This is a genomic window from Haloferax mediterranei ATCC 33500 (assembly GCF_000306765.2).
GTDB lineage: Archaea > Halobacteriota > Halobacteria > Halobacteriales > Haloferacaceae > Haloferax > Haloferax mediterranei.
The window spans coordinates 1329580-1352777 of the sequence record NC_017941.2 but is presented as its reverse complement, the minus strand read 5'-3'; the positions used below and the strand labels follow the sequence as shown (position 1 = coordinate 1352777).

Annotated in this window: 22 protein-coding genes; 12 read left to right on the top strand and 10 right to left on the bottom strand. The window is 63.2% G+C overall.

All coding sequences use genetic code 11. The features are described from left to right. The first annotated feature begins 10 nt into the window (after positions 1-10). Positions 11-1753, top strand: coding sequence for a P-loop NTPase family protein (locus tag HFX_RS07010; protein WP_004057022.1), 1743 nt, complete (start codon positions 11-13; stop codon positions 1751-1753). Positions 1754-1806: 53 nt separating this feature from the next. On the opposite strand, the gene HFX_RS19105 is transcribed toward HFX_RS07010, so the two are convergent. Next, a complete protein-coding gene (locus HFX_RS19105) occupies positions 1807-2028 on the bottom strand; it encodes a DUF7511 domain-containing protein (RefSeq protein ID WP_014732295.1) in 222 nt (73 codons plus the stop codon). Positions 2029-2246: 218 nt separating this feature from the next. Here HFX_RS19105 and HFX_RS07005 point away from each other — a divergent pair, with 218 nt between their 5' ends. Beyond that, positions 2247-2435, top strand: coding sequence for a DUF7576 family protein (locus tag HFX_RS07005; RefSeq protein WP_004057023.1), 189 nt, complete (start codon positions 2247-2249; stop codon positions 2433-2435). A gap of 46 nt (positions 2436-2481) precedes the next feature. Here HFX_RS07005 and HFX_RS07000 read toward each other — a convergent pair whose 3' ends face one another. The 3 genes from HFX_RS07000 to HFX_RS06990 form a co-directional block, all read right to left on the bottom strand. Beyond that, on the bottom strand, positions 2482-4836 hold the full coding sequence (locus tag HFX_RS07000) for an ATP-dependent DNA helicase (RefSeq protein WP_004057024.1): 2355 nt from the start codon (positions 4834-4836) through the stop codon (positions 2482-2484). Positions 4837-4961: 125 nt separating this feature from the next. Beyond that, positions 4962-5351 carry an ArsR/SmtB family transcription factor gene (locus HFX_RS06995; protein WP_004057025.1) on the bottom strand — a complete coding sequence of 130 codons (390 nt, stop codon included), beginning with the start codon at positions 5349-5351 and terminating at the stop codon, positions 4962-4964. Between the two features lie 58 nt (positions 5352-5409). Further along, positions 5410-6600 carry an MFS transporter gene (locus tag HFX_RS06990; RefSeq protein ID WP_179955333.1) on the bottom strand — a complete coding sequence of 397 codons (1191 nt, stop codon included), beginning with the start codon at positions 6598-6600 and terminating at the stop codon, positions 5410-5412. A 170-nt stretch (positions 6601-6770) separates the two neighbouring features. Here HFX_RS06990 and HFX_RS06985 point away from each other — a divergent pair, with 170 nt between their 5' ends. The 3 genes from HFX_RS06985 to HFX_RS06975 all read left to right on the top strand — a co-directional run bounded on the left by HFX_RS06985 (position 6771) and on the right by HFX_RS06975 (position 11994). Next, complete coding sequence (locus tag HFX_RS06985; protein ID WP_004057028.1) at positions 6771-8189, top strand: bifunctional ADP-dependent NAD(P)H-hydrate dehydratase/NAD(P)H-hydrate epimerase; 1419 nt, start codon at positions 6771-6773, stop codon at positions 8187-8189. Further along, the gene (moaC, locus tag HFX_RS06980; RefSeq protein WP_004057030.1) at positions 8186-8716 is read left to right on the top strand and encodes a cyclic pyranopterin monophosphate synthase MoaC; all 531 of its coding nucleotides are present in this window, start codon (positions 8186-8188) and stop codon (positions 8714-8716) included. Before HFX_RS06985 ends, moaC begins: the two co-directional genes overlap by 4 nt. Positions 8717-9003: 287 nt before the next feature. Then, entirely contained in the window at positions 9004-11994 is a 2991-nt protein-coding gene (locus tag HFX_RS06975; RefSeq protein ID WP_238547488.1) for a PGF-pre-PGF domain-containing protein, read from the top strand. 69 nt (positions 11995-12063) lie between these two features. On the opposite strand, the gene hflX is transcribed toward HFX_RS06975, so the two are convergent. Then, positions 12064-13359, bottom strand: a complete 1296-nt coding sequence (gene hflX / locus HFX_RS06970; RefSeq protein WP_004057034.1) for a GTPase HflX — start codon at positions 13357-13359, stop codon at positions 12064-12066. Between the two features lie 324 nt (positions 13360-13683). Between hflX and HFX_RS06965 the strand changes: the two genes are divergently transcribed. Further along, positions 13684-14013 carry an FUN14 domain-containing protein gene (locus tag HFX_RS06965; protein ID WP_004057036.1) on the top strand — a complete coding sequence of 110 codons (330 nt, stop codon included), beginning with the start codon at positions 13684-13686 and terminating at the stop codon, positions 14011-14013. A gap of 216 nt (positions 14014-14229) precedes the next feature. Next, positions 14230-14619, top strand: a complete 390-nt coding sequence (locus HFX_RS06960) for a hypothetical protein (RefSeq protein ID WP_137685667.1) — start codon at positions 14230-14232, stop codon at positions 14617-14619. Between the two features lie 34 nt (positions 14620-14653). Here HFX_RS06960 and HFX_RS06955 read toward each other — a convergent pair whose 3' ends face one another. Continuing rightward, positions 14654-15370, bottom strand: a complete 717-nt coding sequence (locus HFX_RS06955) for a ribosome assembly factor SBDS (RefSeq protein ID WP_004057041.1) — start codon at positions 15368-15370, stop codon at positions 14654-14656. Between the two features lie 126 nt (positions 15371-15496). Here HFX_RS06955 and HFX_RS06950 point away from each other — a divergent pair, with 126 nt between their 5' ends. Further along, entirely contained in the window at positions 15497-15814 is a 318-nt protein-coding gene (locus HFX_RS06950) for a NifU family protein (RefSeq protein ID WP_169330951.1), read from the top strand. Between the two features lie 49 nt (positions 15815-15863). Here the strand turns inward: HFX_RS06950 and HFX_RS06945 are convergent, their stop codons facing one another. The 3 genes from HFX_RS06945 to HFX_RS06935 form a co-directional block, all read right to left on the bottom strand. Next, on the bottom strand, positions 15864-16253 hold the full coding sequence (locus tag HFX_RS06945) for a cupin domain-containing protein (RefSeq protein ID WP_004057045.1): 390 nt from the start codon (positions 16251-16253) through the stop codon (positions 15864-15866). 126 nt (positions 16254-16379) lie between these two features. Further along, positions 16380-16715, bottom strand: a complete 336-nt coding sequence (gene trxA, locus HFX_RS06940; protein WP_004057047.1) for a thioredoxin — start codon at positions 16713-16715, stop codon at positions 16380-16382. Between the two features lie 99 nt (positions 16716-16814). After that, positions 16815-17474, bottom strand: a complete 660-nt coding sequence (locus HFX_RS06935) for a 2,5-diamino-6-(ribosylamino)-4(3H)-pyrimidinone 5'-phosphate reductase (protein WP_004057049.1) — start codon at positions 17472-17474, stop codon at positions 16815-16817. A 117-nt stretch (positions 17475-17591) separates the two neighbouring features. Here HFX_RS06935 and HFX_RS06930 point away from each other — a divergent pair, with 117 nt between their 5' ends. Further along, positions 17592-18632: a glycosyltransferase family 4 protein gene (locus HFX_RS06930; RefSeq protein ID WP_004057051.1), complete on the top strand. Its 1041-nt coding sequence runs from the start codon at positions 17592-17594 to the stop codon at positions 18630-18632. A 34-nt stretch (positions 18633-18666) separates the two neighbouring features. Here the strand turns inward: HFX_RS06930 and HFX_RS06925 are convergent, their stop codons facing one another. Beyond that, a complete protein-coding gene (locus tag HFX_RS06925; protein WP_004057053.1) occupies positions 18667-19047 on the bottom strand; it encodes a DUF7510 family protein in 381 nt (126 codons plus the stop codon). A 191-nt stretch (positions 19048-19238) separates the two neighbouring features. On the opposite strand from HFX_RS06925, the gene HFX_RS06920 reads away from it, so the two are divergent. The 3 genes from HFX_RS06920 to HFX_RS06910 are packed head-to-tail and all read left to right on the top strand — an operon-like array spanning position 19239 to position 23191. Then, on the top strand, positions 19239-20519 hold the full coding sequence (locus HFX_RS06920; protein WP_004057055.1) for a Single-stranded DNA binding protein: 1281 nt from the start codon (positions 19239-19241) through the stop codon (positions 20517-20519). Further along, complete coding sequence (locus tag HFX_RS06915) at positions 20516-22405, top strand: RPA family protein (protein WP_004057058.1); 1890 nt, start codon at positions 20516-20518, stop codon at positions 22403-22405. Before HFX_RS06920 ends, HFX_RS06915 begins: the two co-directional genes overlap by 4 nt. A 3-nt stretch (positions 22406-22408) precedes the next feature. After that, positions 22409-23191 (top strand): metallophosphoesterase, encoded by a 783-nt coding sequence (locus HFX_RS06910; protein WP_004057060.1) that lies wholly within the window; start codon positions 22409-22411, stop codon positions 23189-23191. The last annotated feature ends 7 nt before the right edge of the window (positions 23192-23198 follow it).

The window sequence follows — 23198 nt, the reverse complement described above, 5'->3', positions numbered from 1 at the left end:
CGCCCCCGGTATGCGACTCGAAGACTACTGGGGGGTTGGCCCGAAAACGTCGACTCGGCTGGAATCGGCGCTCGGCACGGAGGGCGCAGTTGCCGCCATCGAGTCAGCCGACGTGCGGGCGCTCGTTGACGCCGGCGTCACCCGCGGACGGGCAGTCCGCATTCTCAGACGCGCCGACGGCAAGAGCGGTATCGATGCGCTCGCAACTCGCGATGCGAGAGACGTGTACGACGACCTGCTGTCGCTCGCGAGCGACCGCGCACTGACGGAGCACGCCGCAGACCGCATCCGCGTGCTGACGCCGCTTCCGACCGTCGAGGAGCGCCGAGAGCGACTCGACCGCGTCCTCGCCGCCAAGGACGCGTGGGCTGCCCTCGACGATGACGCTCGCGCGTCCGTCGAGGAAGCCTTCCGGGCCTACGACGAGGCGGGCGAGACCGAGCGCGCTGCCGTCCACGCCGCACTCGAACTCCGGGAGGCCGGTCTCCGAGGCGAGACGTTCGACGCGCTCGACGAGGCCGACCCCGACGCCCTCCGCGATGCGCTCGGTGCGCTCGGCTACGTCGACAACGACGGGTCGGTCGCCCCCGGTGCGGACGACCGCCTCGACCGCATGCGCGACCGCCTCGAAACGGCGAAAGACCTCGAATCTGGCTCGTTCGACGTGCTCGAAACTATCCAGTCGCGCGGTGTCCGGTCGCTCGACGATTTCCGGTCCGCGTTCGTGGAGTACATCGCACAGGAGACCGACCTCTCTCGTGGCGAGGTCGAGTCGACCGCGGCGGAGGACGCCCGCGATGCGACCGACTTCGTGAGCACGTCGCTTCACGCTCTCGTGGACGAACTCGAAGCCGACGTTGACGAGCGCGAAGCGACCGTCGCCGAGGAACTCCGCGACCGTATCTGGGCCGCCCGCGACGACGTCGACCTCGCCGTCGAAGCGGTGGACGAAGTCGCGCTCTCGCTGTCACTTGCGCGGTTCGCCCTCGAATACGACCTCACGCGACCCACGATTGCCGAGACGGGACTGGCGGTTTGTGGCGCGCGGAATCTCTTTATCGACGAACCACAGCCCGTCTCGTACGCCGTCGGCGACCACGACCTCTCGTGTTCGTCCGGGCCGGTTCCGCCGACTGGCGACCGAGTCTCGGTCCTCACCGGGGCGAACAGCGGTGGGAAAACGACGCTTCTGGAGACGCTCTCGCAGGTGGCGATTCTCGCGTCGATGGGGCTTCCCGTCCCCGCCGACTCGGCGCTCGTGGGCCAGTTCGACTCGCTCGTGTTCCACCGACGCCACGCGAGTTTCAACGCGGGCGTCCTCGAATCGACCCTGAAATCCATCGTGCCGCCGCTGTCCGGAGCGGGACGAACATTGATGCTCGTCGACGAGTTCGAGGCCATCACCGAACCCGGCCGTGCGGCGGACCTTCTCAACGGATTGGTGAATCTCACAGTCGAGCGCGACGCCTTCGGCGTCTACGTGACGCACCTCGCAGACGAACTGAGCCCGCTCCCACCCGAAGCTCGAATCGACGGCATCTTCGCGGAGGGACTGACCGACGAGTTGGACCTTCGCGTCGACTACCAACCGCGGTTCGGCACCGTCGGCAAATCCACGCCGGAGTTCATCGTTTCGCGGTTAGTGGCGAATGCCGGTGACCGAGCGGAACGTGCCGGATTCGAGGCGTTGGCGGCGGCGGTGGGTGAAGAAGCGGTACAAAAGACACTGTCCGACGCTGAGTTCGCCGGGTGAGCTATCTGAGACGGGAGGTTTCGGGAGACGCTACGGCGACTGCCACGTGGACGTCAGCACATTTCGTCGAGCGAGACGAACGCGCCGATGTCGGCAGTCAACCACGCCTCCATTTGGTCGCAACAACTGTCGCGCCGGGGATAGAGGGTGACCTGATCTGGACCTCCTCGGTAGGTTACGACGACGCTATGGAGGAGACAGTCACCGGCGGTATCCGCACCGGAGCGGTCAGCAGTCCTTGCAACCGAATCTTGAGGGCCGGGTACTTCGGACATTCGCCGTCACATATACAGATGCGACCGTGATTACATAACCTTCACTAAGTGTGGTAAGCATTGACAATATCTACAGGTAACAACACGTTCCCCGTAGAGGTACTTGGGTGAAATACATAGTCGGGGCGAGCGCCGTGTGCGCTCGAAACGGGAATCTGACGGGCGACTTCTGCCGGCGGAGACGGCTTGAAGTGCCCGGCCGCGCCATCTGCGTGTCGATGGTTGATCCCACGTCCGACTTAGAAGAGAACGTAGACCCCGAAGACGCCCCGACCTGTGCGACGTGCGGCGAGCCAATCGTCAACCAATCGACGCACCGCGTCGTCACGTGGGTCGACGACGGAACAGTTCAACACCGGCACTTCTGTGATGACGAGTGTCGGGACGCGTGGGACGACGAACGATAGCCTGCTGTTTTCTGCGCTGGCCGTCTCGCCCCGCCTGAGCGAGTCGCTATTCGATGGCCGACCAGAACTGGTCGAGTCCGAACCCGAGCATGTCGGGGCTGACCGGTCGGAACTCGTCTCGCTCCTGTTCGGGGAGATAGTCGCGGACGCCATTCCACGAGTCGCGCGCGTAGCGCGCATCCACGAAGACGCGGACGCCGACCTCGTCGGTACCGCGGATGACGCGTCCGATTGCCTGTCGCGCTTTTCTGACGGCGGGGACGGTCAGTGCAGTCTCGAACCCTGAGCCGAACTCCTTGTCGTACGCCGTTTTCACCGCACGCGTCCGCGGCGACGACGTGTTGATGAGCGGGACGCCGCAGACGACGGCCGCGGAGAGTTTGTCGCCGCTGTAATCGACACCTTCGGTCAGCGTGCCACGAAGGCTCGTGACGAGCACTTTCCCGTTGCCGCCGAAGAAATCGCGTTTGAGTTCCTCCGTCGCACCGTCGTCGGACGCTTCGTCGAGTAAGACTGGCTTGTCGACGCGGTCTTCGAGGACGGTCGCCATCCACTCCGCTTCGGCGTAGTTCGGCATGCCGACGAGGACGTTTCCGGGCGACCGCTGACAGACTTCGGCGGCGGCATCGGTGTAGGCGAGTCGCGTTTCGTTCTCCTCGCCCGGCGGACCGCGGTTGCTGTGAGTGAACTTCGGTACGTCGACGGCGAAACTCGCGCGATTCGACTCGGGGAAGCCGAGACCGAAGGTTCGCTCGGCTATCGGCCGTCCGTCGTCGGCGAGGGCGTCGAGTCCCGTCACTCGCTGGAACACGTCTATCGGTTCGAGCGTCGCGCTCATCAGGATGCCACCGCCGAAATCATCCAGTCGCTCGGCGATGGCCTCGCCGGGCACGCAGTTATGAACCGAGAGGCGGGCGTTGTAGGCCCGTCGCCACGATTCGGGTGGTTCCATCTCGTCCCACGTCCGTTCGAGGTCGATTTCGCGGAAGTGCTTTTCGTGGTCGGCGTAGGCCCATGTCGCGAGCGCGCGACCCGCAGCAGGGGCGGCCCGTCGCTTGTCGTCCTCTTCGACCGAGTCGAGGATGTGGGCGACTGCCGACCCCGTCGCCTCGGCGCGGACCCACGTTCCTTCGTCGTACCCGTTCTCCTCGGCCCACTCGGTGAGCGCGTCGACGCCGGGTTCTTCGGGGTTGCGGAGCGGCATCTCCTCGTCCGTGAGTTCGGTCAAGTCAGCGCGCCAACCGACGTATTCGCTGTCGAGGTGTGCCGTCACGCGCCGGTCGAGTTCCTCCCGAAGGTCGCGGATGAAGTCGCGCGTCTCCTTTAGTTCGCGGAGCGTCACGTCCGCTTCCTGCAACTCGCCGCGGACGAGGTCGGCATCGGCGGTCGATTTGCCCGCGTCGTCGAATTCGACGGGTTGGATGACGCGCGTGAACTCACTTTCTGCGTCGCGGAGGGTTCGGTCGCCGACGCCGACGGAGACGAGGTCGCGGACTCGCGGTTCGAGCATGTGCGCCTCGTCGCAGATGACGAACGTCGAGTCGTCCACGAGCGCGCCGGTGAACGTTCCGACCGTCGTCGGGTCGAACGCGTGGTAGTAGTTGCCGACGACGACCTCGACGTGGGGTAACAGCGCACCCATCACGGAGTGTGGACACGACCCCGCCCCGGCGGCGAGCGAGACGAGGTCGTCGGTCGTAATCAGGCCTTTGTCGTCGAATCCGAAGGGGACGGCTTCGACCGGGTCGCCGTCGTCTGGAAGGTCGGCGAGGAAGTTCGCGTAAAACGGGCAGTACTCCACGTCCTCGTACTCGGGCATCGACTTCGGATACGGCGTCGGTTCGCCCGCGGTTTCGAGGTAGGAGGGTCCGGCCGTGGTCGAACCGGTGTCGAGTAGGCCGGTCTGCTGTTCTCTCGCGTCCTTGGCGAGCGCTTCGGCGCTGGTTCGGCCGCCGTCGCCGACGAGGCCGCGCGTTCGGTCGCGAAGACCTTCACAGCGGTCGTAGACGGTTGATTCGTCGATGCCGCCGCAGCGCTGTCTGCTGTAGGGACACACGTCGGCCTTCCCGACGAGAGTGAGTCCGGAGACGGGGTTCCACTCGTCGGGGAGGTTCTCGTTGATGGTGCGGAGGTCGGCTTCGAACTGCCGGAGTTGCTGTTTGACGCTCGTGAGGACGAACACGCGTTCGTAGTCGGAGTCGGGGTCGCGGACGAGTTCGATACCGGCGGTGAGCGCCAGCATCGTCTTGCCAGTCCCGCACGCGCCTTCGACGACGGCGAATCCGTCGTCGCGAGCGGTCGCTATCGCAGTCTCGATTCCGTCGGCTTGCTCCGGGTACGCCTCCGGGTGGCCGAACACCTCCTGCCAGGTCACGCTCTCAGGTCCAGTTGCGACGGCCATAGGGATGTCGGTGACTGGTCGCGGTTTCGTATTTGAAGATTCGCGTGAGTACAAGTTGGTGCGTTCGCGTGTGGTGGGTCGAACGCGACGGCGTCGCGTAGGTTGGTAGCGATGCTGTGCGACGGTTATTCGAGGAACGAAGAGATGGCATCCGCGAAATCCTCCCGGTTGTCTTCGTCGCCGCCGACACAGACCACGAGCGGTGCGCTCACAGAGGCGTACACTTTCATCTCACGGCCCTTCTCGGAATAGCGGGTTCCGGCGACGCGGACTAAGTCGGCATCGAGGAGGTTGCCAAGGTGGTGTCGGGCGTTCTGAATGGACGTGTCGACCATCTCCGCGAGTTCTGTCGCCGTCGCTGGCGACTCCTGGAGACACGACAGTATCTCGCGGGCGGTGTCACACGAGAGGCTCCCAATGAGTTGCTCCGTCTCGTCGTCGTCGAGCCAGTGGACACGGGGAGCACTCTCACCACCTGTGTCGACGTTCCCGTCGGACGGTAGCAACCCTGACATGATATCGACAATCAGGGGGAGAAAGTAAACCGTTTCGGACAGTACCGATAGGATACCACTATACTGTCGTCTCTTCTCCCCGTCGAACTCCGGGAAGAAGGTTCATCGCGTAGAGGGCGGCGAGTACGACGACGACGACGAGCAATCCGCCAGCGAGCGTTTGATACACCATCTCGAACTCGTAGCCAGCCTCCTTAAGAAGGCCCACAGCGCCGCTTCCGTTCGCCTCCAAGAGGAGTGCGGTCCCGCTGAAGACGGCGTACGCACTGCCGCGGGCGTCGTTCGGAAGCGACGAGAGCATGAACGTGTCCAGCGCGGGAAACAGGCTGTGGACGACGTAGCCGAGCACGGCGACGACGACGGCAACGGCGACGAATCCCTGTGCGAACGTGAGCGCGACGAGCGACCCGATAAAGGCGAGGAGCAGGCCGAGAATGTAGGGCACGTGCGGGAGTTTATCGGCGAGTTGCCCCGACAACGAGAACGCCGGGACGCCCGCGGCGAAGACGATAGTCAGCATCGTCCCTGCTTCGGTTGCGGTGAATCCCTTTCCGAGGTCCATGTAGACGACGAGGAAGTTGAACAGCCCTTGCCAGACGAAGCCCGCGGGCGCGATGAACAGAACGCCCGTGAGGATGATTTTCCAGTGGCCGAGCGCGGCCGAAAAGTTCCGGTCGGTGCCGGTTCCGGCGCTGGCACTGCCGTCGCGGGAGACGACGTAGAGTAAGAGCGTCACGACCGCCGCGGCGACGGCGAGTGCTTGGAACGTCTCGCGCCACGTTGTCCCCTCCAAACTGAGGATGAAGACGATGGCTGGCGCGGCGACGACGGCGGCAATCTGGCTCGCAGAGCCGTGGATACCGACCATCCGGCCGACGCGTTCGGGGAACAACTCGCCGACGAGCGGAACGGCGGAGACGAAGTACGCGCCCGACGCGAGACCGATACCGAACGCGCCGATTTGGAGCGTCAGAAGCGACGTCGCGCTCGCGGTGAACGCCGAGGCGACGACGAGGAGTGACCCCGCGCCGAGGACGACGCGTCGTCTCGACACCCGTGTCAGCAGGTAGCCGACCGGAATACGCGGAATCGCGGTTCCAAGCCAAACGAGCGTCATCACGATACCGATAGCTCCGGAACCGACGGTGAAGTCGCTCTGGAGCGTCTCCACGAGCGGCGGAAACGCGACGCGACCGAAGTTCACGAGGAAGACGAGTCCGCAGAGTGTGCCGAAGAGACGACGGGTCACTGAGACGGCTTTCACCGGCCCCCGAGTCAAACGTTGCGGAAGCGGACAGCGACAACACGTGGTAACGTGGGACTCGATTCCGACCACACAGGTTACCTCGGAATCCGCTTTCGACCACATATGTTAACGCGAGGCCGGGCGAACGACAAGCCATGATTACGAGTCGACGCATGGCCGCGGTCGACCACAACGCCGAATCGCTCGGCGTCCCGCGGAAGCAACTCATGGAGTCGAGCGGAAACGCCGTCGCTCGGGTCTGTCGCGACCTCGCCGACCCCGGTTCGACGGTCGCTATCGTCGCTGGGCGCGGCAACAACGGCGGCGACGCCCTCGTCGCCGCACGGTTCCTGAAGGAGTACGACGTGACCGTCCACCTCCTCGGTCGTCCGGAGACGATTTCGACCGACATCGCCCGCGAGAACTGGGACGCGCTCGTCGCCAGCGAGGCCGACCTTCGAACCGTCACCGACTCCGTGACCTTCGACATCGGCGACCCGGACCTCGTCGTGGACGCGATGCTCGGAACCGGCGTCACCGGCGCGCTCCGCGAACCAGAGGCGACCGCCGCGCGAGTCATCAACGACTCCGGTGCCACCGTACTCGCAGTTGACGTGCCATCCGGCGTCGACGCCGACACCGGCGACGCCGCGGGCGAAGCAGTCGCGGCCGACCACGTCGTCACGTTCCACGACGACAAACCCGGTCTCGGTACACTCGACTGCGACGTGACCGTCGCCGACATCGGAATCCCGGAAGCGGCAGAGCTATTCACTGGTCCCGGCGACCTACTCGCACTCCACCGCGATTCGCAGAGCCACAAAGGCGACCACGGCGACGTGCTCGTCATCGGCGGCGGACCGTATACCGGCGCACCCGCGTTGGCCGCACAGGCCGCGCTCCGGGCCGGTGCTGACCTCGCGCGCGTTGCGTGCCCCGAGCACGTCGCACGCGAGGTACAGGGCTTCTCCGAGAATCTCATCGTCCGCGGTTTTGCGGGCGACCGCCTCACGCCCGACCACGTTTCCGACCTGCTCGACTTCGCCGCCGACCGCGATGTGGTCGTCTTCGGCCCGGGTCTCGGCGATGCTGCCGAGTCACTCGATGCAGTCCGTGAGTTCCTCACCTCATACGACGGAACCGCCGTCGTCGACGCCGACGCGCTCCAGATAGTTCCCGACGTGGACACCGAGGCGACCCTTATCTGCACGCCGCACCAAGGCGAGTTACAACAGATGGGCGGCGAAACGGACGCGGACTGGGAGACGCGGCGCGAACTCGTCGCCGACTTTGCGACCGACCTCGGACACGTGCTCCTCGTCAAGGGCGCGTACGACGTGGTTGCCGACGGCGACGAAGTTCGCGTCAACCGAACCGGCAACCCCGGCATGACCGTCGGCGGAACCGGCGACGTGCTCGCGGGAACGACCGGTGCGCTCGCGGCCGTGCTTCCGCCACTCGACGCGGCCGCCGCCGCGGCCTACGCGAACGGTCGCGCGGGTGACCTCGCGGCCGACGAGTTCGACGGCGGACTGGTTGCAACGGACCTACTCGAACGACTGCCTGCGGCCCTCCGAGGAGCGGACGAATGAGCGATACGAAACCCAACACCGACACCGACCCTGACACTGCGGCGAACAGCAGCGACGACCGAGAACTGACCCACGTCGACGAAGACGGAAACGTCCAGATGGTGGACGTGGGCGCAAAGCCCGACACACGCCGCCGGGCCGTCGCCCGCGGCACCATCCATCTCAGCGCGTCCACGATTCGCGCCATCCGCGACAATCAAATCGGGAAAGGCGACGTGCTCGCAACCGCCCGAATCGGCGCGATTCAGGCGGTCAAACACACGTGGGAGACGATTCCGATGTGCCACCAGATTCCCATCACGAACGTCGACACCGAGTTCGAGGTAGCCGACGAGTCGGTCACGCTTTCGGTCACCGTCGGTACGACCGGCAAAACGGGCTGTGAGATGGAGGCTCTGGAGGGCGTGACGACGGGACTCAACGTCATCTGGGACATGGTGAAGGCCGCCGAAAAGGACGACGACGGTCAATATCCGGGGACGAAAATCACGGATGTCGAGGTGGTTCGGAAAGAGAAAGGTAATTAATCAATTACGTATGGAGTCACAATCCTCGACTAGATTATCTCGACTGAATTTCTAGTCTCTTAATTGAGCCCTCAATTGTTAGTAATACGACTTCTTCATTCACGGGATCGCCTGATATCTCCTCTCCTATAGTGATAAAGAAACCGTGTGGCCAGCTACTGCTATGGGCGTCTTATCGGGCGTACCTAGATATCAATTCTGACTACGTGCAGCGCAGGTTTATGAACCCCTTCTATCTATTTTCGCGTATGAAACGGCATAGAGAAAGATTTCTGACACTTCTGGTGGTGTTCGTCGTCGTCACCTCGGTCGTTCCGCTCGGAGCGATGGTGACGGCCGCCGCCGGGTTGACAGTTCCATCTTCTTCACCCGAGGTACAGGCACAGGCACAGACCACGATTACACCGGGGCAGACGACAGATATCGGGGTTGCATACAACGTGACGGGCGCAGTCGACCAGTCGGACCTCACCGTGAGCGTCGTCGACCCGGCGGGACAGGGGACGCTGGTCTCGAATTCGAGCAGTCCACCGTTGGCCGATTCGACGACGATGAGCATCCCGGACGGCGCTCTGGACACGGGTGCGAAGCGACTCGCCGCGTCGACGTACAACAGTTCCTCGGGACAGGGAATCGTCTCGCAGATGTTCGTCGTCGACTCCGGCGGGAACGTCACCATCGATTCTTACACCGTCTCTGAGACAGCAGTCGACCCGGGTGAGACGTTCTGGGTTAACGCAACCCTGAACAATACCGGAGGCGTCTCTGAGACGTTCGAGGCCCGCGTCTACGGGCAGTCGTGGAACTCGACGCCGATGAACAACACGACACAGACGCTCGCGGGCGGCGCGACGACCACGGTCAACCTCTCTGTCGCCTACGGTTCGTCGGTCGAAGGGACGACACAGGACCTCACGGTCAACAACGAGACGGCGACGAGCGTGCAGATTAACGATACCAACGATGGGGGCGGTTCGAGTTCCTCCGCGTCGAACGTAACTGTCTCCGACCAGTCGACGACGACCGGGTCGACAGTCGACGTGACCGTGCAGTACAACGTGACGAACTCCGTGTCCCTCACGGACGCGAACCTCACGCTCCGCGGCCCCAACGGGGTCATCGACTACAACGACTCGCTGTCCACGCTCGACGGGTCCGTGACGTTCACGCTGCCCGCGAAGGCCGCAGCAGGCGAGTACCGCGTTCGTGCGGCGGTCATCGACGACTCGATGCAGTGGGCGTCGCTCAACCCCGTCGCCGAGGACGTATTCTCCGTGAACGTCACGAACAACGTCACGCTCGATTCGTACGTCGTCGAAGACGACCCGCTGTTCAAGGGCCAGTCGTACCCAGTGAACGTCACGCTGAACAACACTGGCAGCACCGCACAGAACTACACGGTCCACGTCTACCCGAAGACAGGCTCGTACGAGGCGCTCAACAGCAGTACCTTCGAGGTGCAACCGAACAGCGAACGAAACGTGAGCGTCCTCGTGTCCTACGGGAGTTCGTACACTTCGGGGACCTACCAACTCGCCGTCGGTAACGAGACGCCCGTCTCGGTCGCCGTCGACGACCTCGCGACTGTCACCGACTGGAGCGTCGTCTCCGGCCCCACGAACACGACGGTCGTCGAGTCGTCTGTCGCTCCACCGTCGGGACAGGGTGGACTGCTTCAGTTCGACCTCAACGACTACCAGAAGACGTGGCCGCAGAACCTCTCTGGAACCGGTCTGGCGAACGACTCAGAGATTCGGGTGACGCTCCACGTCAACCACTCGTACGAACCGGGCGTCCTCATCGCGACGGCACAGAACGTCTCGATGAACGTGACCAACAAGTCCACCTATTACGAGGTGAACGTCACGGGGAACCCAATCGAGTCGCAGTACACCAGCAACGCGTCGGGAGTGAGTGACTGGGAGACGCTTTCCGAGAGTGAGGACCAGGCGAACGCCGCGTTCAAGCCGATGTTCTCGCTCGCGTTCGTCTCGAACGATAGCGTCCAGCAGTATAACCCGAACATGTCGGGGCTCGTCATCGGTACGGACGCGCAGGCGTTCACGCCACCGCGATACAACGAGACTGCTGGGCAGCTCGAAGTCGAAGTCGCTGGCCCGCACAGGACCGTCGATGGCGACAACAACACGGGGCGGTTCGAGGCGACACTCCCGTCGGCCCTGTTGAACCAGTGGGGGGTGTCGTCCCCATCTGACCTGTCCGCGGATTACGAGGGCGAGAACAAGACGGTCAACGCCCAGTCTAACTCGGACAGCAGTATCGATATTGGCTTTGACATCCACTACTCCGCCGGGCAGATCAATCTGGCACCTGCGGAAGAAACCGACTCTGAGTCGAGCGATTCGTCCTCCTCGTCCGACTCGACGACTTCGTCTGAGTCTGAACCCTCGTCGTCGACGAGCGATGACGATGACGACGATGCCGAACCGGTGGATACAGACGACGACAGTACGACCACCACGAGTTCGAACGACAGTACCGACGTGACGGTCTCGGTCGCTGGTGCGGACGCCGCCAGTGTCACGTCGAACGGCGAGGAGACCACGGTGACGGTCACGAACGCCTCGTCAGAGGAGACGGTGAGCATCGACCTCGAACAGCTGAGTACCGCATCGAACACCACCACGAACACGACCGAAACGAACGAGACTGCGGCGAACGCGACGCAAGCGGAAGCCGCGTCGAACGACACGCAGCCATCGGTCTCGAAACTCGACCTCAACCTCTCGTCGACGGCGCCCGAACTCGGCGTCTCGGTCAGTTCGGCAGACGAGGTACCCGACGGAACGCCCGAATACACGGGCGCGGATTCGGACGATTCGACGGATGTGGCCGTGATTGACTACCTACAAATTGACCTCTCCGGGACGACCGACGAGGACATCGAGGACGCGACAATCACGTTCACCGTCCCGTCTGACCGACTCGAACAGACCGGCACGGACCCGGCGAATGTCACGCTGTCTCGCTATCACGACGGCGAGTGGCAGACGCTGGAGACGACCCACCTCGGTGGTGACCGCTACGCCGCCGTGACGCCAGGGTTCTCCGTGTTCGCAATTTCGTCCCAGCACGCAGATACTGGCAACGAGACGACGACCGAGGACGCTACACAGACTGAACCGGCGAGCGAGACTACCGCTTCCGAGACGACCACGACGGCGGCCCAGACCACCCAGAGCGACGCCCCTGGATTCGGTGTCACGGTCGCCCTCACCGCACTCGCACTGGTCGCTGCGCGGGTTTGGCGCGACTAAGTCACCGTTTGTGCGGGAACTTTTTTTGAAAAACGAATCGAGAGCGCTCCGTCCGGTGTGACGAGAGCGCTACTTTGGCGCAGCTGATAGCGACGCCGCCTTCGCCCGCGCCTTTTCGACGATTGCGGGGCGCGCTTCGAACTCGACGTGGACCTGTTCGCCTTCGTAGTCCTCGCGTTCGACGTGCGCGTGGTCGTAGAGCCACGAGACAAGGCTCATCGCCTCGTCAGCCATCGGGAGGAGCAGTCGCTCGTGTTCCCACGCGGGAAGTTCGCGCTCGACGCGCTCTGCCAACGCCTCGACGTTCTCGCCGGTGAGTCCCGACACTGCGACGGGGTTCGGTGCGAGCGCCGAGAGCGCCGCGCGCTTTTCTTCGAGTTCCTCGTCGTCGACCTTGTCAATCTTGTTGAACACGGTGACGATGGGTGCCTCGTTGCGCTCGTAGAGCGTGTCGTGGCTGGTGATGAGCTTTTCACGCATCTCTTCGAGCGGTTCCGACGCGTCCACCACGAGCAACACGAGGTCTGCGCGATAGACGGAATCGAGCGTGGATTTGAACGACTCGACGAGCCAGTGCGGGAGGTCGGAGACGAATCCAACGGTGTCAGTGAGTAGAACGTCTCGTTTGCCCGTTTCAGCCCGCCGCGTCGTCGTTCCGAGCGTCGTAAACAGTTTGTCTTCGGACTCAGCGGTCGGGTCGAGGTCCGGATGGAGGTCTTCGTTCTGTCCGACCTCCAAGTCCGCCGCGAGCCGTTGCATCAGCGTCGACTTGCCGGCGTTCGTATAGCCCGCGAGGGCAACGAGGTCGAAGCCCGACTCGCGGCGCTGTTCGCGCCGCGTTTCTTCTTTCTCCGCGATGGCGTCGAGTTCGTTTTTGATGCGCGAAATCTGCGCTTTGATGTCGCGCTCGCGACTCTCGTCGTACTCGCCAAGCCCCATGAACCCGGGGCGCTCGTCGCGCTTTGCCAGCGACGCCTTCGCCTCGGCGCGCGGGAGTTCGTAGCGTAACTCGGCGAGTTCGACCTGTAACTGCGCCTTGCGGGTGTTCGCCCGCTGACCGAATATTTCGAGGATGAGCGTAAAGCGGTCGATAACCTCGACGTCGTCGGGGAGTTTCTGGGCGATATTGTACGTCTGGTACGGGCCCAGTCGGTTATCGAAGATGACGGCCGAGGCGTCCTCGCGAGCGACGAGCGACGCTAATTCACCGACTTTCCCCTCGCCGAAGTGGAACGCGGCGTCCTCTTCGCGGGTCTGCGAGAGGGTCGCGACCACGTCGTAGCCCGCCGCGCGGGCGAGGTCGGAGATTTCGGTGAGGTCGGCGTCTCCGCGGTCGACACGCTTTGCGACGACGACGCGCGTCATCGTCGCACCTCGGATGTGGGGTACGTTTCCTGCACTGTGTCAGTTAGTACTAGCCGCCGGAGGCACTTAAGCCCCGTTCGGCCGGGCTTACACGTCGAGATGGCGGCTCGTCACCTCCCGTTCCATACCCGCGCTTGGTTGCCCGGAGTCTTGTAGATTACCCGCGTTCGAATGTAGCCTCACCTGCGTTCGAACGTACTTACCTGCGTTCGAATATCTTCGGCGACGACCTCTTGGTGCCGCTTCCTCCAACTGGGCGAACTTACCAGCAGTCGCGACAGTTTCCCACAAGTCACTTATAGGAATACGCAGGATGTTGCCCGTATGGATCCCTTACAACTAAGCCTCGATCCGCAGCAACTCGGGTTAGAGTTCGGCAGCGGGGCCGTCGTCGGCGGTGTTATCGGCTTTGCCGCCAAGAAAGTGGCAAAGCTCATTGCCGTCATCGTCGGGCTTCAACTCGCCGTGTTCAAATTCCTCGAATCGCGCGGCATTCTTTCCGTTGACTGGGAACGCCTCACCGGCGGTCTCGTGCAGGCGACGCAGGGCGCGGCTACGGGCGCGCCGCCGAACTGGATTTCGACTATCCTCTCGACGCTTTCTGTCTCCGCCGGCTTCTCTGGCGGCTTCCTCGCCGGCTTCAAAAAGGGATAACCGCCGGTTGGTGTTGCGCGAATGTCTCACAGAACCGCTGTTGGACTCCTAATTTTCGTTCTTCTCGTGGCGATGTGGTATCGAACCATCCAGTACAGAGACGCCATTGCGGACCGCTTCTCGCCGAAAATATACGCTCATCTGAACGGTCGAAGACGAAGTGAGTTTATTCTCGGGTACTCTCGTGGCATCTCCACTGGAATCCGTGCGTTTTCGATGTCTTATTTCCTGTTTGCGGCAGTCGGAAGCGTCACAAAAGTCCTCGACGGCCTGCCGTCCCCGTATTCGTACGAGTATCACAGTATTCTGCTCGTGCTGGCTGGTGGGTTGCTAATCGCGGTAGACTCGATTGTCCCGCCGTCGCGCGTTTCGACGCCGGAATCGATGGGTACCGTTCGGGCCACTGTCCACACTGGTGTAGTGTTCTTAATCGGTGCCGCGTTCATCCAAGTTCTGGCTCTCACCTCGTCGTTCCTTGCCGTACAGCATGCGAGTGAACTATCGGTTTCGGTGGCACTCGCTATCGAGGTCTCGTCCACGGCGGTGCCGACCCTCGCACCGTTCTTCGTTAGTTACGCCATCATACGGGGCCTAGCTAACGACTAGGTGGAAAAAGACAAACCGAGTCGTCTATCGGTCGTTACAGGTCGTCTTCGTCTTTCACGATGCGGGTCTCGGCTGTCCCGCTCGTGATGTTGTTCACTTTGTCGTAGAAGTCGTTCTGCATCCCCGCGGGGAACGTGATGACACCGACCCACGAGCCGTCGCTTTGCCACTCTTCACGTTCGAGTTCGCCGTAACTTCGAATCTGCGCCTGTCCGCTCCCGGCGTACTCGGCGGGGAGTTGAACGGCGACAGTGACTTCGGCGAACTTGATGGGCAAGACGGGTCGGAGCGCGTCGAGTGCGTCGTCGACCTGCGATTCGACTGGCTCCATCGGGTCGATTTTGAATCCGGCTTCTTCGAGCGCTCGCTCGATTCGCTCCGGCGGGTGCGGCGAGTCGTTCATCTGCGGGTTCACCGCGTTGCGAGCGATACGGTTGATGAGCGACTTACGCTTTTGTTCTTGCATCTCGCGGCGCTGTTCCGCTGTAATCTGGATTTCTCCTTTCTTTACGACTTGGGGGATAATCTCCAGCGGGTCGGTCGTTCCGAACACCTTTTCGAGGTCGTTCTCGGCGGGGCGGTCGCCGCGGGATGCATCCTCGAATACGTCCTCGGCGGCGATGACATCTTCAAGGTCGCCGTCGAACTCGTCGCGTTTCAGTGCCAGTGCCGCGTCGGGGTCGATGAGCACCTCGAAGCGCGCGCCGTGAGATTCCAGGCGGGCCGTGACTGCCTCGTCGAGTGAAATCATAGGTTCCGATACTCTCTCCGTGCTAAAAAGCCCTCGCCGACTCGCCGACAGCACCGGGGTCCCACGAAACCAGCCAGCTTCCCCCGCGAAGAAACCGTTATGCTCGCCCACCCCACACCTTTCGGTATGACTTCACAAGCGCCGGAGAAGTCCCTCGAAGAGCGCATCGAGTTGTTCATGCGCCGAAACTTCCCGCAGATTCAGATGCACGGCGGCAGTGCGGGTATCGACGCGCTCGACGAGGAAACTGGAGAAGTGTGGATTTCGCTTACCGGCGCGTGTTCCGGCTGCGGTATCTCGCCGATGACGATTCAAGCACTCAAATCACGGCTGGTCGCCGAGTTCGACGAAATCGACGCGGTGCACGCTTCGACCGGCGGCTCTTACGACGACGACGAACCGGGCTCTGGATTCGAACCCGACGTGTCCGACGCGCCGTTCTGAGCGCCCTCCCGTTCTGAGCGCCCTCCGACTCTACCGTTCCGGGAGAACGTCACGCGGAAGTCTCGGGGCTCGGACCGTCGACGTTCTCGACGAGCACCCCGGTGCCGACGAAGCTGATTATCCACCGCTGCGGCTCGTCGATGGGGTTGACGTCGCGGTGTACGACCCTCGGCGGGAGGTGGAAGAACCCTCCAGCCTCGACTTCGAGTCGTTCGTTCCCCCCGGGGCCGTATTCGATAACTGCCTCACCCTCGACGAGATGGGCATAGACGTGCCGGTCACCGTGATGGTGCCATCCTGACGAGACCCCGCCGTCCACGTGCGCCTGGACGAGCGTGTTATTGTCCGTTTGGAAGGCCACCTTCCGGGTGATACCGGGGGTGCCTTCGGCCGCTTCGAGATCCTGCTGTGTGACCACTCGCGGTGAATCTGGCTCCATGAGTTGTGTCAGTGATTGATCTGATATATGCTATCAACCACCACAAATTTGTACGCGCCAGTATCGCTTAAACACTGCCAAAATAGCGTTTCGAGGGCGACGAAGCGGAGACCGGACCAGTCGTCCTTACGCGGCGGCGTCGATGATGTCCACGAGGTCTTCTTTGCTCTGGACGCCGATAACCTCCTTTAGTTGCTCGCCGTGGGCGTAGAACTGGAGTGTCGGAACGCTCCGAATCTGCTGGCTGCGAGCGAGTTCCTGAAGTTCGTCGATATCTACTTTCGCCACGACGGCGTCGGTCTCTTCGGCGATTTCCTCGACGGTGGGTTCGAGCATCTTACACGGCCCACACCATTCGGCGTGGTAGTCGACGAGGACGACCTCGTGGTCGGTGATAAGTTCGTCGAGGTGATCCGAACTCTCGACGTGGATAGGTGCACTGGTCGCTTCTGGTGAACTCATGCCCTCACATATTCCCGCGATACTCTTACTCATTGCGCCTGTTTGCACGGTGGTGCACGACCGCGAAGCGCGATCCTCGATAGCTACAGGACCGCGGTTTTAGCAGTCGTAGGTCAGGAGCACGCCGTCGTCGATTCGTTCGACATCGCGCAGCGAAAGTCGTGGGAAGTCAGCGACGAAGCCCTCTCCGTCTGCAAGCGTGGGGGCGTCGCGGCCGCCGATAACCATCGACCCGACGTACAGTGAGAGTTCGTCCACGAGACCGTCCGAAAACAGCGAGAAGATGACTTCGCCGCCGCCTTCGACCATCAGTTGTTCGATGCCGTGCGCTTCGAGCGCCTCGAGGGCGGCGAGAAACGACACTCGTTCTTCGCCCGCGACGACGACTTCCGCGCCAGACGCTTCGAGGTCGGCGCGGCGTGCTTCCGGCGCAGTCTCCGAGACGAGGACGTAGGTCGTCGCCTCGTCGTCGAGGGTTCGGGCGTCGGTCGGGGTTCGTGCCCGCGAATCCGCAACGACTCGTGCCGGATGGTCGGTCTCGCCCCGTGACGCCCGGGCCGAGACGAGAGCGGAGTCGTCAAGCGTCAGGTGTGGGTCGTCGGCGAGAACGGTGCCGACGCCGACAAGCACGGCATCTGCATCCGCTCGAATCTCGTCCACGCGGGCGAAGTCGTCGTCGCCGCTGATTTTGATTTGCTCTCGGCGGCGCGAGGAGAGTTTGCCGTCGACACTCATAGCGGCGTTGACGTGGACGTGCATACTCGGGAGTCGGTCGGCCCGTGAAAACGCCTTTCGGTGGGCCGTCGCAATATCTCCGGACAGGAGTTAAATAGGCATCTGTGGTACATTGTGCCATCAATGACTGCCAGAGTCCTCATGCTGGGGTGGGGGTTTCCGCCGAACGTCAGCGGCGGCCTCGACACACACGTCGGCGAGTTGTTCGAGCGACTCGAAGCGCGTGACGACGTCGATATCGAACTCGTCTTGCCGGCGGAGTATGCCCCGGACCGTGAGGGCATCATCGGTGTCCCGACGGGCGAAGGGGACATCATCACGCGAATCGGGCGACTCGGCTCGACGTTCGCCGAGCGCGCCGCAGACGCCGATATCGTCCACACGCACGACTGGTTCGGCTACGGCCCGGGGTCGCGCGCGAAGTCGAACAACAAGGACGTCGAGTGGGTAACGACGTTCCACTCGCTGTCGTCAGACCGCAATATCGACCCGCCGCAGCGGGAAGTCGAGACCGAGCGCCGCATCGCCGAACGCTGTGACCATCTCCTCGCGGTGAGTGAACTGCTCGCAGAGACGGTCAAAGCGGAGTACGGCGGCGACTGCCGAGTCATCTACAACGGCTTTTCGGAGTGTGAGACGACGGGCCGCGACCTCAAGGACGAACTCGGAATCGAGGGCAAGATGCTCTTTTTCGTCGGTCGGCACACCGACCAGAAGGGAATCTCGCATCTCGTCTACGCGCTGGAGAAACTCGACCGCGAGGACGTGACGCTCGTCATGGGCGGGTCGGGCCACCTCACCGCGCAACTCAAGCGATTCGCGGAACTGCTCGACGTCGAGGACCAAATCGAGTGGGTCGGCTACGTGCCCGAGGAAGAACTCGGCGACTACTACGCCTCCGCGGACCTGTTCGTCTCGCCGTCGCTCTCCGAACCCTTCGGCATCACAATCGTCGAAGCCCTCTCAGCGGGGACGCGCGTCGTCGCAACCGAAAGCGGCGCAGCGGAGGTGCTTCCGGAGGACTGCGTTATCGAAGTCGAACCGGACTCGCGCTCTATCGCTGACGGTATCGAATACGGTCTCTCACTCGACGGTGAACCGGAGTACGAACCGTACACGTGGGACCAAGTCGTCGACGAGACGGTGGCGTTCTACCACGAAATCATCGAAGAAACGGACTGACAGGGCTTATAGAGAGGGATAGATTGGACAGGACTCACCGAAGTAGTCGAACATCGGTCACGGGTTCGGGGTGTCGAATCCGATAGCCGCCTCTGGTCGGGACCATCCCTTCGCGAGGCATCGTCCCGCGCGCGGACTGATACGGCGAGTCGTCGGTCTGGACCGACTGGTACGGCGAGTCGTACGCTGTCTGGTAGGGACTGTCCGAGCGCTGGGAGGCGCTGTCGCTCGACTGTTCGGTGGCAAAGTCCTCTGGCGGGAGGTAGATTCGCTCGCCGGACGCCGAGCGGACGACGACTGCGGTGTCTTTGTCGCCTTCCATCACGATAGTCGTCCAGCTGTCTTCGATAGTCACGGAGAAGGACACCTCGTCACCTTCGTCCGCATCCGCATCTGGTGTCTCGTCGTTTGTCATACGCCTCCAACGGACACGCGAACACTTAGTGATTCGCCCGCACACCAGTTCTCTCTCCACGTCTGCTCTGTCACACCCACCACGTCAGCCCTTCCGTACCCACCACGTCAGCCCTTTCACACCCTCTCCGGCAACCCTTCCGTACCCTCCCCGGCAATCCTTTTTATTCGATGGGGGCGAATGCCCCACCGATGGAAATCGATCAGCATGCCGAGGAGCTTGCCTCCGCCCTCGGTATCGACAAAGAGGAGGTCAAATCCGACCTGCAGAACCTCCTGCAGTACAGCGTCCCGCTGGACGAAGCTAAACAGAGCGTCCGCCGAAAACACGGCGGCGGCTCCTCGGGGAGTGATGCCCCGCCGTCCTCGAAGCAAATCGCCGATATCGACCCTGACGACGGCAACGTCTCGGTGACGGTCCGCGTCCTCACCGTCGGCACGCGGTCTATCGTCTACCAGGGCGATGCGCAGACTATCCACGAAGGTGAACTCGCAGACGAGTCCGGCGTCATTTCCTACACGGCGTGGCAGGACTTCGGCTTCGAACCCGGCGACTCCGTGACTATCGGAAACGCCGGCGTCCGCGAGTGGGACGGCAAACCGGAACTCAACATCGGCGCATCGTCGACTGTCGGCGTCGAATCCGAGCCGGTCGAGACGCCCTACGACGACCGAATCGGCGGCGAGGAAGACCTTATCGACCTCACCGCCGGTGACCGCGGCCGTACCGTCGAAGTTCACGTTCTCGAAGTCGAATCGCGGACCATCGACGGCCGAAACGGCGAGACGACTATCCTCTCCGGCGTCGTCGCCGACGAAACCGGTCGGCTCCCCTTCACCGACTGGCAACCTCGTCCGGACGTGACAGAAGGCGCGAGTCTGCGCCTTTCGGACGTGTACGTCCGTGAGTTCCGCGGCGTCCCGCAGGTGAACCTCTCGGAGTTCACGACGCTCGAAGTTCTCGACGAACCAGTCTCCGTGACCGACTCCGCGCCCCGACTGAAAATCGGAGAGGCGGTCGACGCGGGCGGGATGTTCGACGTGGAAGTGCTCGGGAACGTCCTCGAAGTACGCGACGGCTCCGGACTCATCGAACGCTGTCCCGACTGCAGTCGCGTCGTTCAAAACGGCCAGTGCCGACAGCACGGCGAAGTCGACGGTGAAGACGACATGCGAGTAAAAGCGATTCTCGACGACGGAACCGGCACGCTGACGGCTATTCTCGACCGCGATATCACCGAAGCAATCTACGGTGGGACGATGGCCGACGCGATGGAGGCCGCCCGCGAGGCGATGGACAAGGAAGTCGTCGCCGACGAAATCGCATCGAAACTCGTCGGCCGCGAGTACCGCGTCCGCGGCAATCTCTCGGTCGACGAGTACGGCGCGAACCTCGAAGCCGACGAGTTCGAGGAGAGCGACGACGACCCGGCCGAACGTGCTGCGGCCCTCCTCACGGAGGTGCGCGCATGAGTTCCTCGCCGGTCGTCGGCACCCGCGAAGTCGCTTACCGCGCGTTCGCCGCCGAGTTCGACGACGCCTCGATGTCCTACTCCGAAAGCGACGAGGAACGCGCGCCGAACTACGTGGTCACGCCGACAGGTGCGCGCCTGAACCGGACGTTCGTCGCGGGCGTCCTCACCGAAGTCGAGCACGTCAACGACGAGGTACTCCGCGGGCGCATCGCCGACCCGACGGGCGCGTTCGTCACCTACGCCGGGCAGTACCAACCCGAACCGATGGCGTTCCTCGACGGGACGACGCCTCCGGCGTTCGTCTCACTCGCCGGGAAGGCTCGGACCTACGAACCTGACGACGCCGACGTGGTCTACACGTCGGTTCGCCCCGAGAGCATCAACACCGTCGACGCCGACGTGCGCGACCGCTGGATTGTCTCGGCCGCCGAGGCGACGCTTCACCGAATCGCGGTGTTCGACGAGGCGCTGTCGATGTCCTACCGTGGCGACGACCTGACCCGCGCCCTCGAAGCCCGCGGCGTCGACCCGACGCTCGCCGCTGGCATTCCGCGCGCAATCGACCACTACGGAACGACCCGAACGTACCTCGAAGCCCTTCGCGAACTCGCCGTGCAGGCGCTCGAACTCGTTGCGAACGAGCGCGACCAGGTCGAACCGCTTTCGACGTCACCGGACGAGGGTGGCGACGCGGTACTCGGTTCGCTTCCGGAACTCGACCTCGAACCGGTCGACAACGTCAACATCGCTTCCACCGAGGCTGACGCAGAAACTGCTGAATCCGCCGAGTCTGGTGACGCGGGCGAAGCAGAACCGGACACCGAGCCAGTCACTGCCGAGGCAACAGCTGAGGCAACTGCCGAAACGACAGACGTGCTCGACAACGACGTTGCAGCCGAGTCGCAGACGGCGGAGCCCGAGTCTGTGACGGCTGCAACCGAGACGGAACCGGAAGCAGCGTCGGAATCCGAACCTGAATCGGAAACCGAACTGGAACCGGAACCCAATCCGGAGTTAGAACTGGATTCCGAGCCGGAACCAGAGCCGGAACCGGAGACGGAACCAGAGCCGGAACCAGAGCCAGAACCGGAGACGGAAGCAGAGCCAGAACCGGAGCCAACATCCGAACCTGCAACCGAGTCGACCGGTACCCTCGGTGACTTCGAGGACGACCTGAGCGAGAGTGAACCGCTCGGTACAGCCGACGACGAACTCGGTGACTTCGAGGATGACTTCGGCGATATCGACTCGACCGAATCCGAAGAACCCTCGGCAGAAGCGGAGTCTTCGGCCACCGAGTCGGACGATTCCACGGCTGAGTCGACCGACCCCGACGGGATGTACGAACTCGACGACGACGAACGCGCCGAAATCGAATCCGAGTTCGGCACGGAGTTCACGTCCGGCGCTGATGTCGACCCCGCTGGCGAGGCTGACATCGACGTGCCCGACGCAGACGAACTCTCCGAGCAACTCGAAGCAGAGCCGGTTTCGGCCGACGAAGCGGACGCTGAGGCGACCGAGTCGGAATCAGAGCCAGAACTGGAGGCCGAGCCTGAGTCTGAACCAAAATCGGAGCCGGAACCAGAGCCGGAACCGGAACCTGTCTCGGATACCGTTGACGACGATGCGGACGAAGCCGACACCGCAGCGGCGGACACGGAAGCCGACGACACCGCCGCCGAAGACATCGACCTCGAATCGGTCGTCGTCGAAACGATGGAAGACCTCGACGACGGCGACGGCGCGGACCACGACGACGTGCTCGCTGCCGTCGTCGACGAGTACGGCGCGGACCCCGATGCGGTCGAAGACGCCATTCAGGAGGCGCTTCTCGGCGGTCGGTGCTACGAACCGCAGGACGGCGTGCTGAAAGCTATCTAAGTCGTGTCCGAGCCGCTCGTCGAACCGATTCCCGGCCATCCCGCCGCTGTCGCCCGAACAACGCGCCGCGGGTTCCCCGAGCGTTCACTCGTCGTCGCCGACTACCACGCCGGTATCGAGTCCGGACTGCGGTACGAACGGGGGGTCGAACTCCCGTCGAACGCCGCCGTCCGCCGCGAGCGACTGCTGTCGCTTCTCGACCGAACCGGAGCCGACCGTCTGGTCGTCCTCGGCGACCTCGGCCACCGCATCGGCGACCCGAAAGGCGACGAAGCCGAAGAGCTGCGTGACCTCGTCGACGCCGTGACCGACTGCGCCGAGATGACGCTCGTCCCCGGCAATCACGACGGCGGCCTCGCGGACTTCTTCGATGACCGCGTCGAGGTGACCGCCCGTTCCGGCGTCCGACTCGGCGACGTGGGATTCTGCCACGGCCACACGTGGCCCTCACGGGAGGTGCTCGCCGCCGACGTGGTCTGTTCGGCCCACGAACACCCGGCGGTCAGACTCGAAGACGAAGTCGGCGGCGCGCGAAAAGAGCGCGTCTGGCTCCGCGGGTCGCTCGTTCCGGACGTGTTCGCCGACCACTACGGGGTCGACGTGGCGGAATTGGAGTGGAACGACCCTCAGTTGGTAGTGTTTCCGGTGTTCAACAACACCTCCGGCGGAACGTGGGTCAACGTCCCCGGGCAAGGCTTTCTGTCGCCGTTCCTCCCGGACGGGCTGGTCGGTGGTGAGGCGTACCTGTTAGATGGAACGCGGTTGGGTGACTACCGGAACGTCTGAGGGCCAA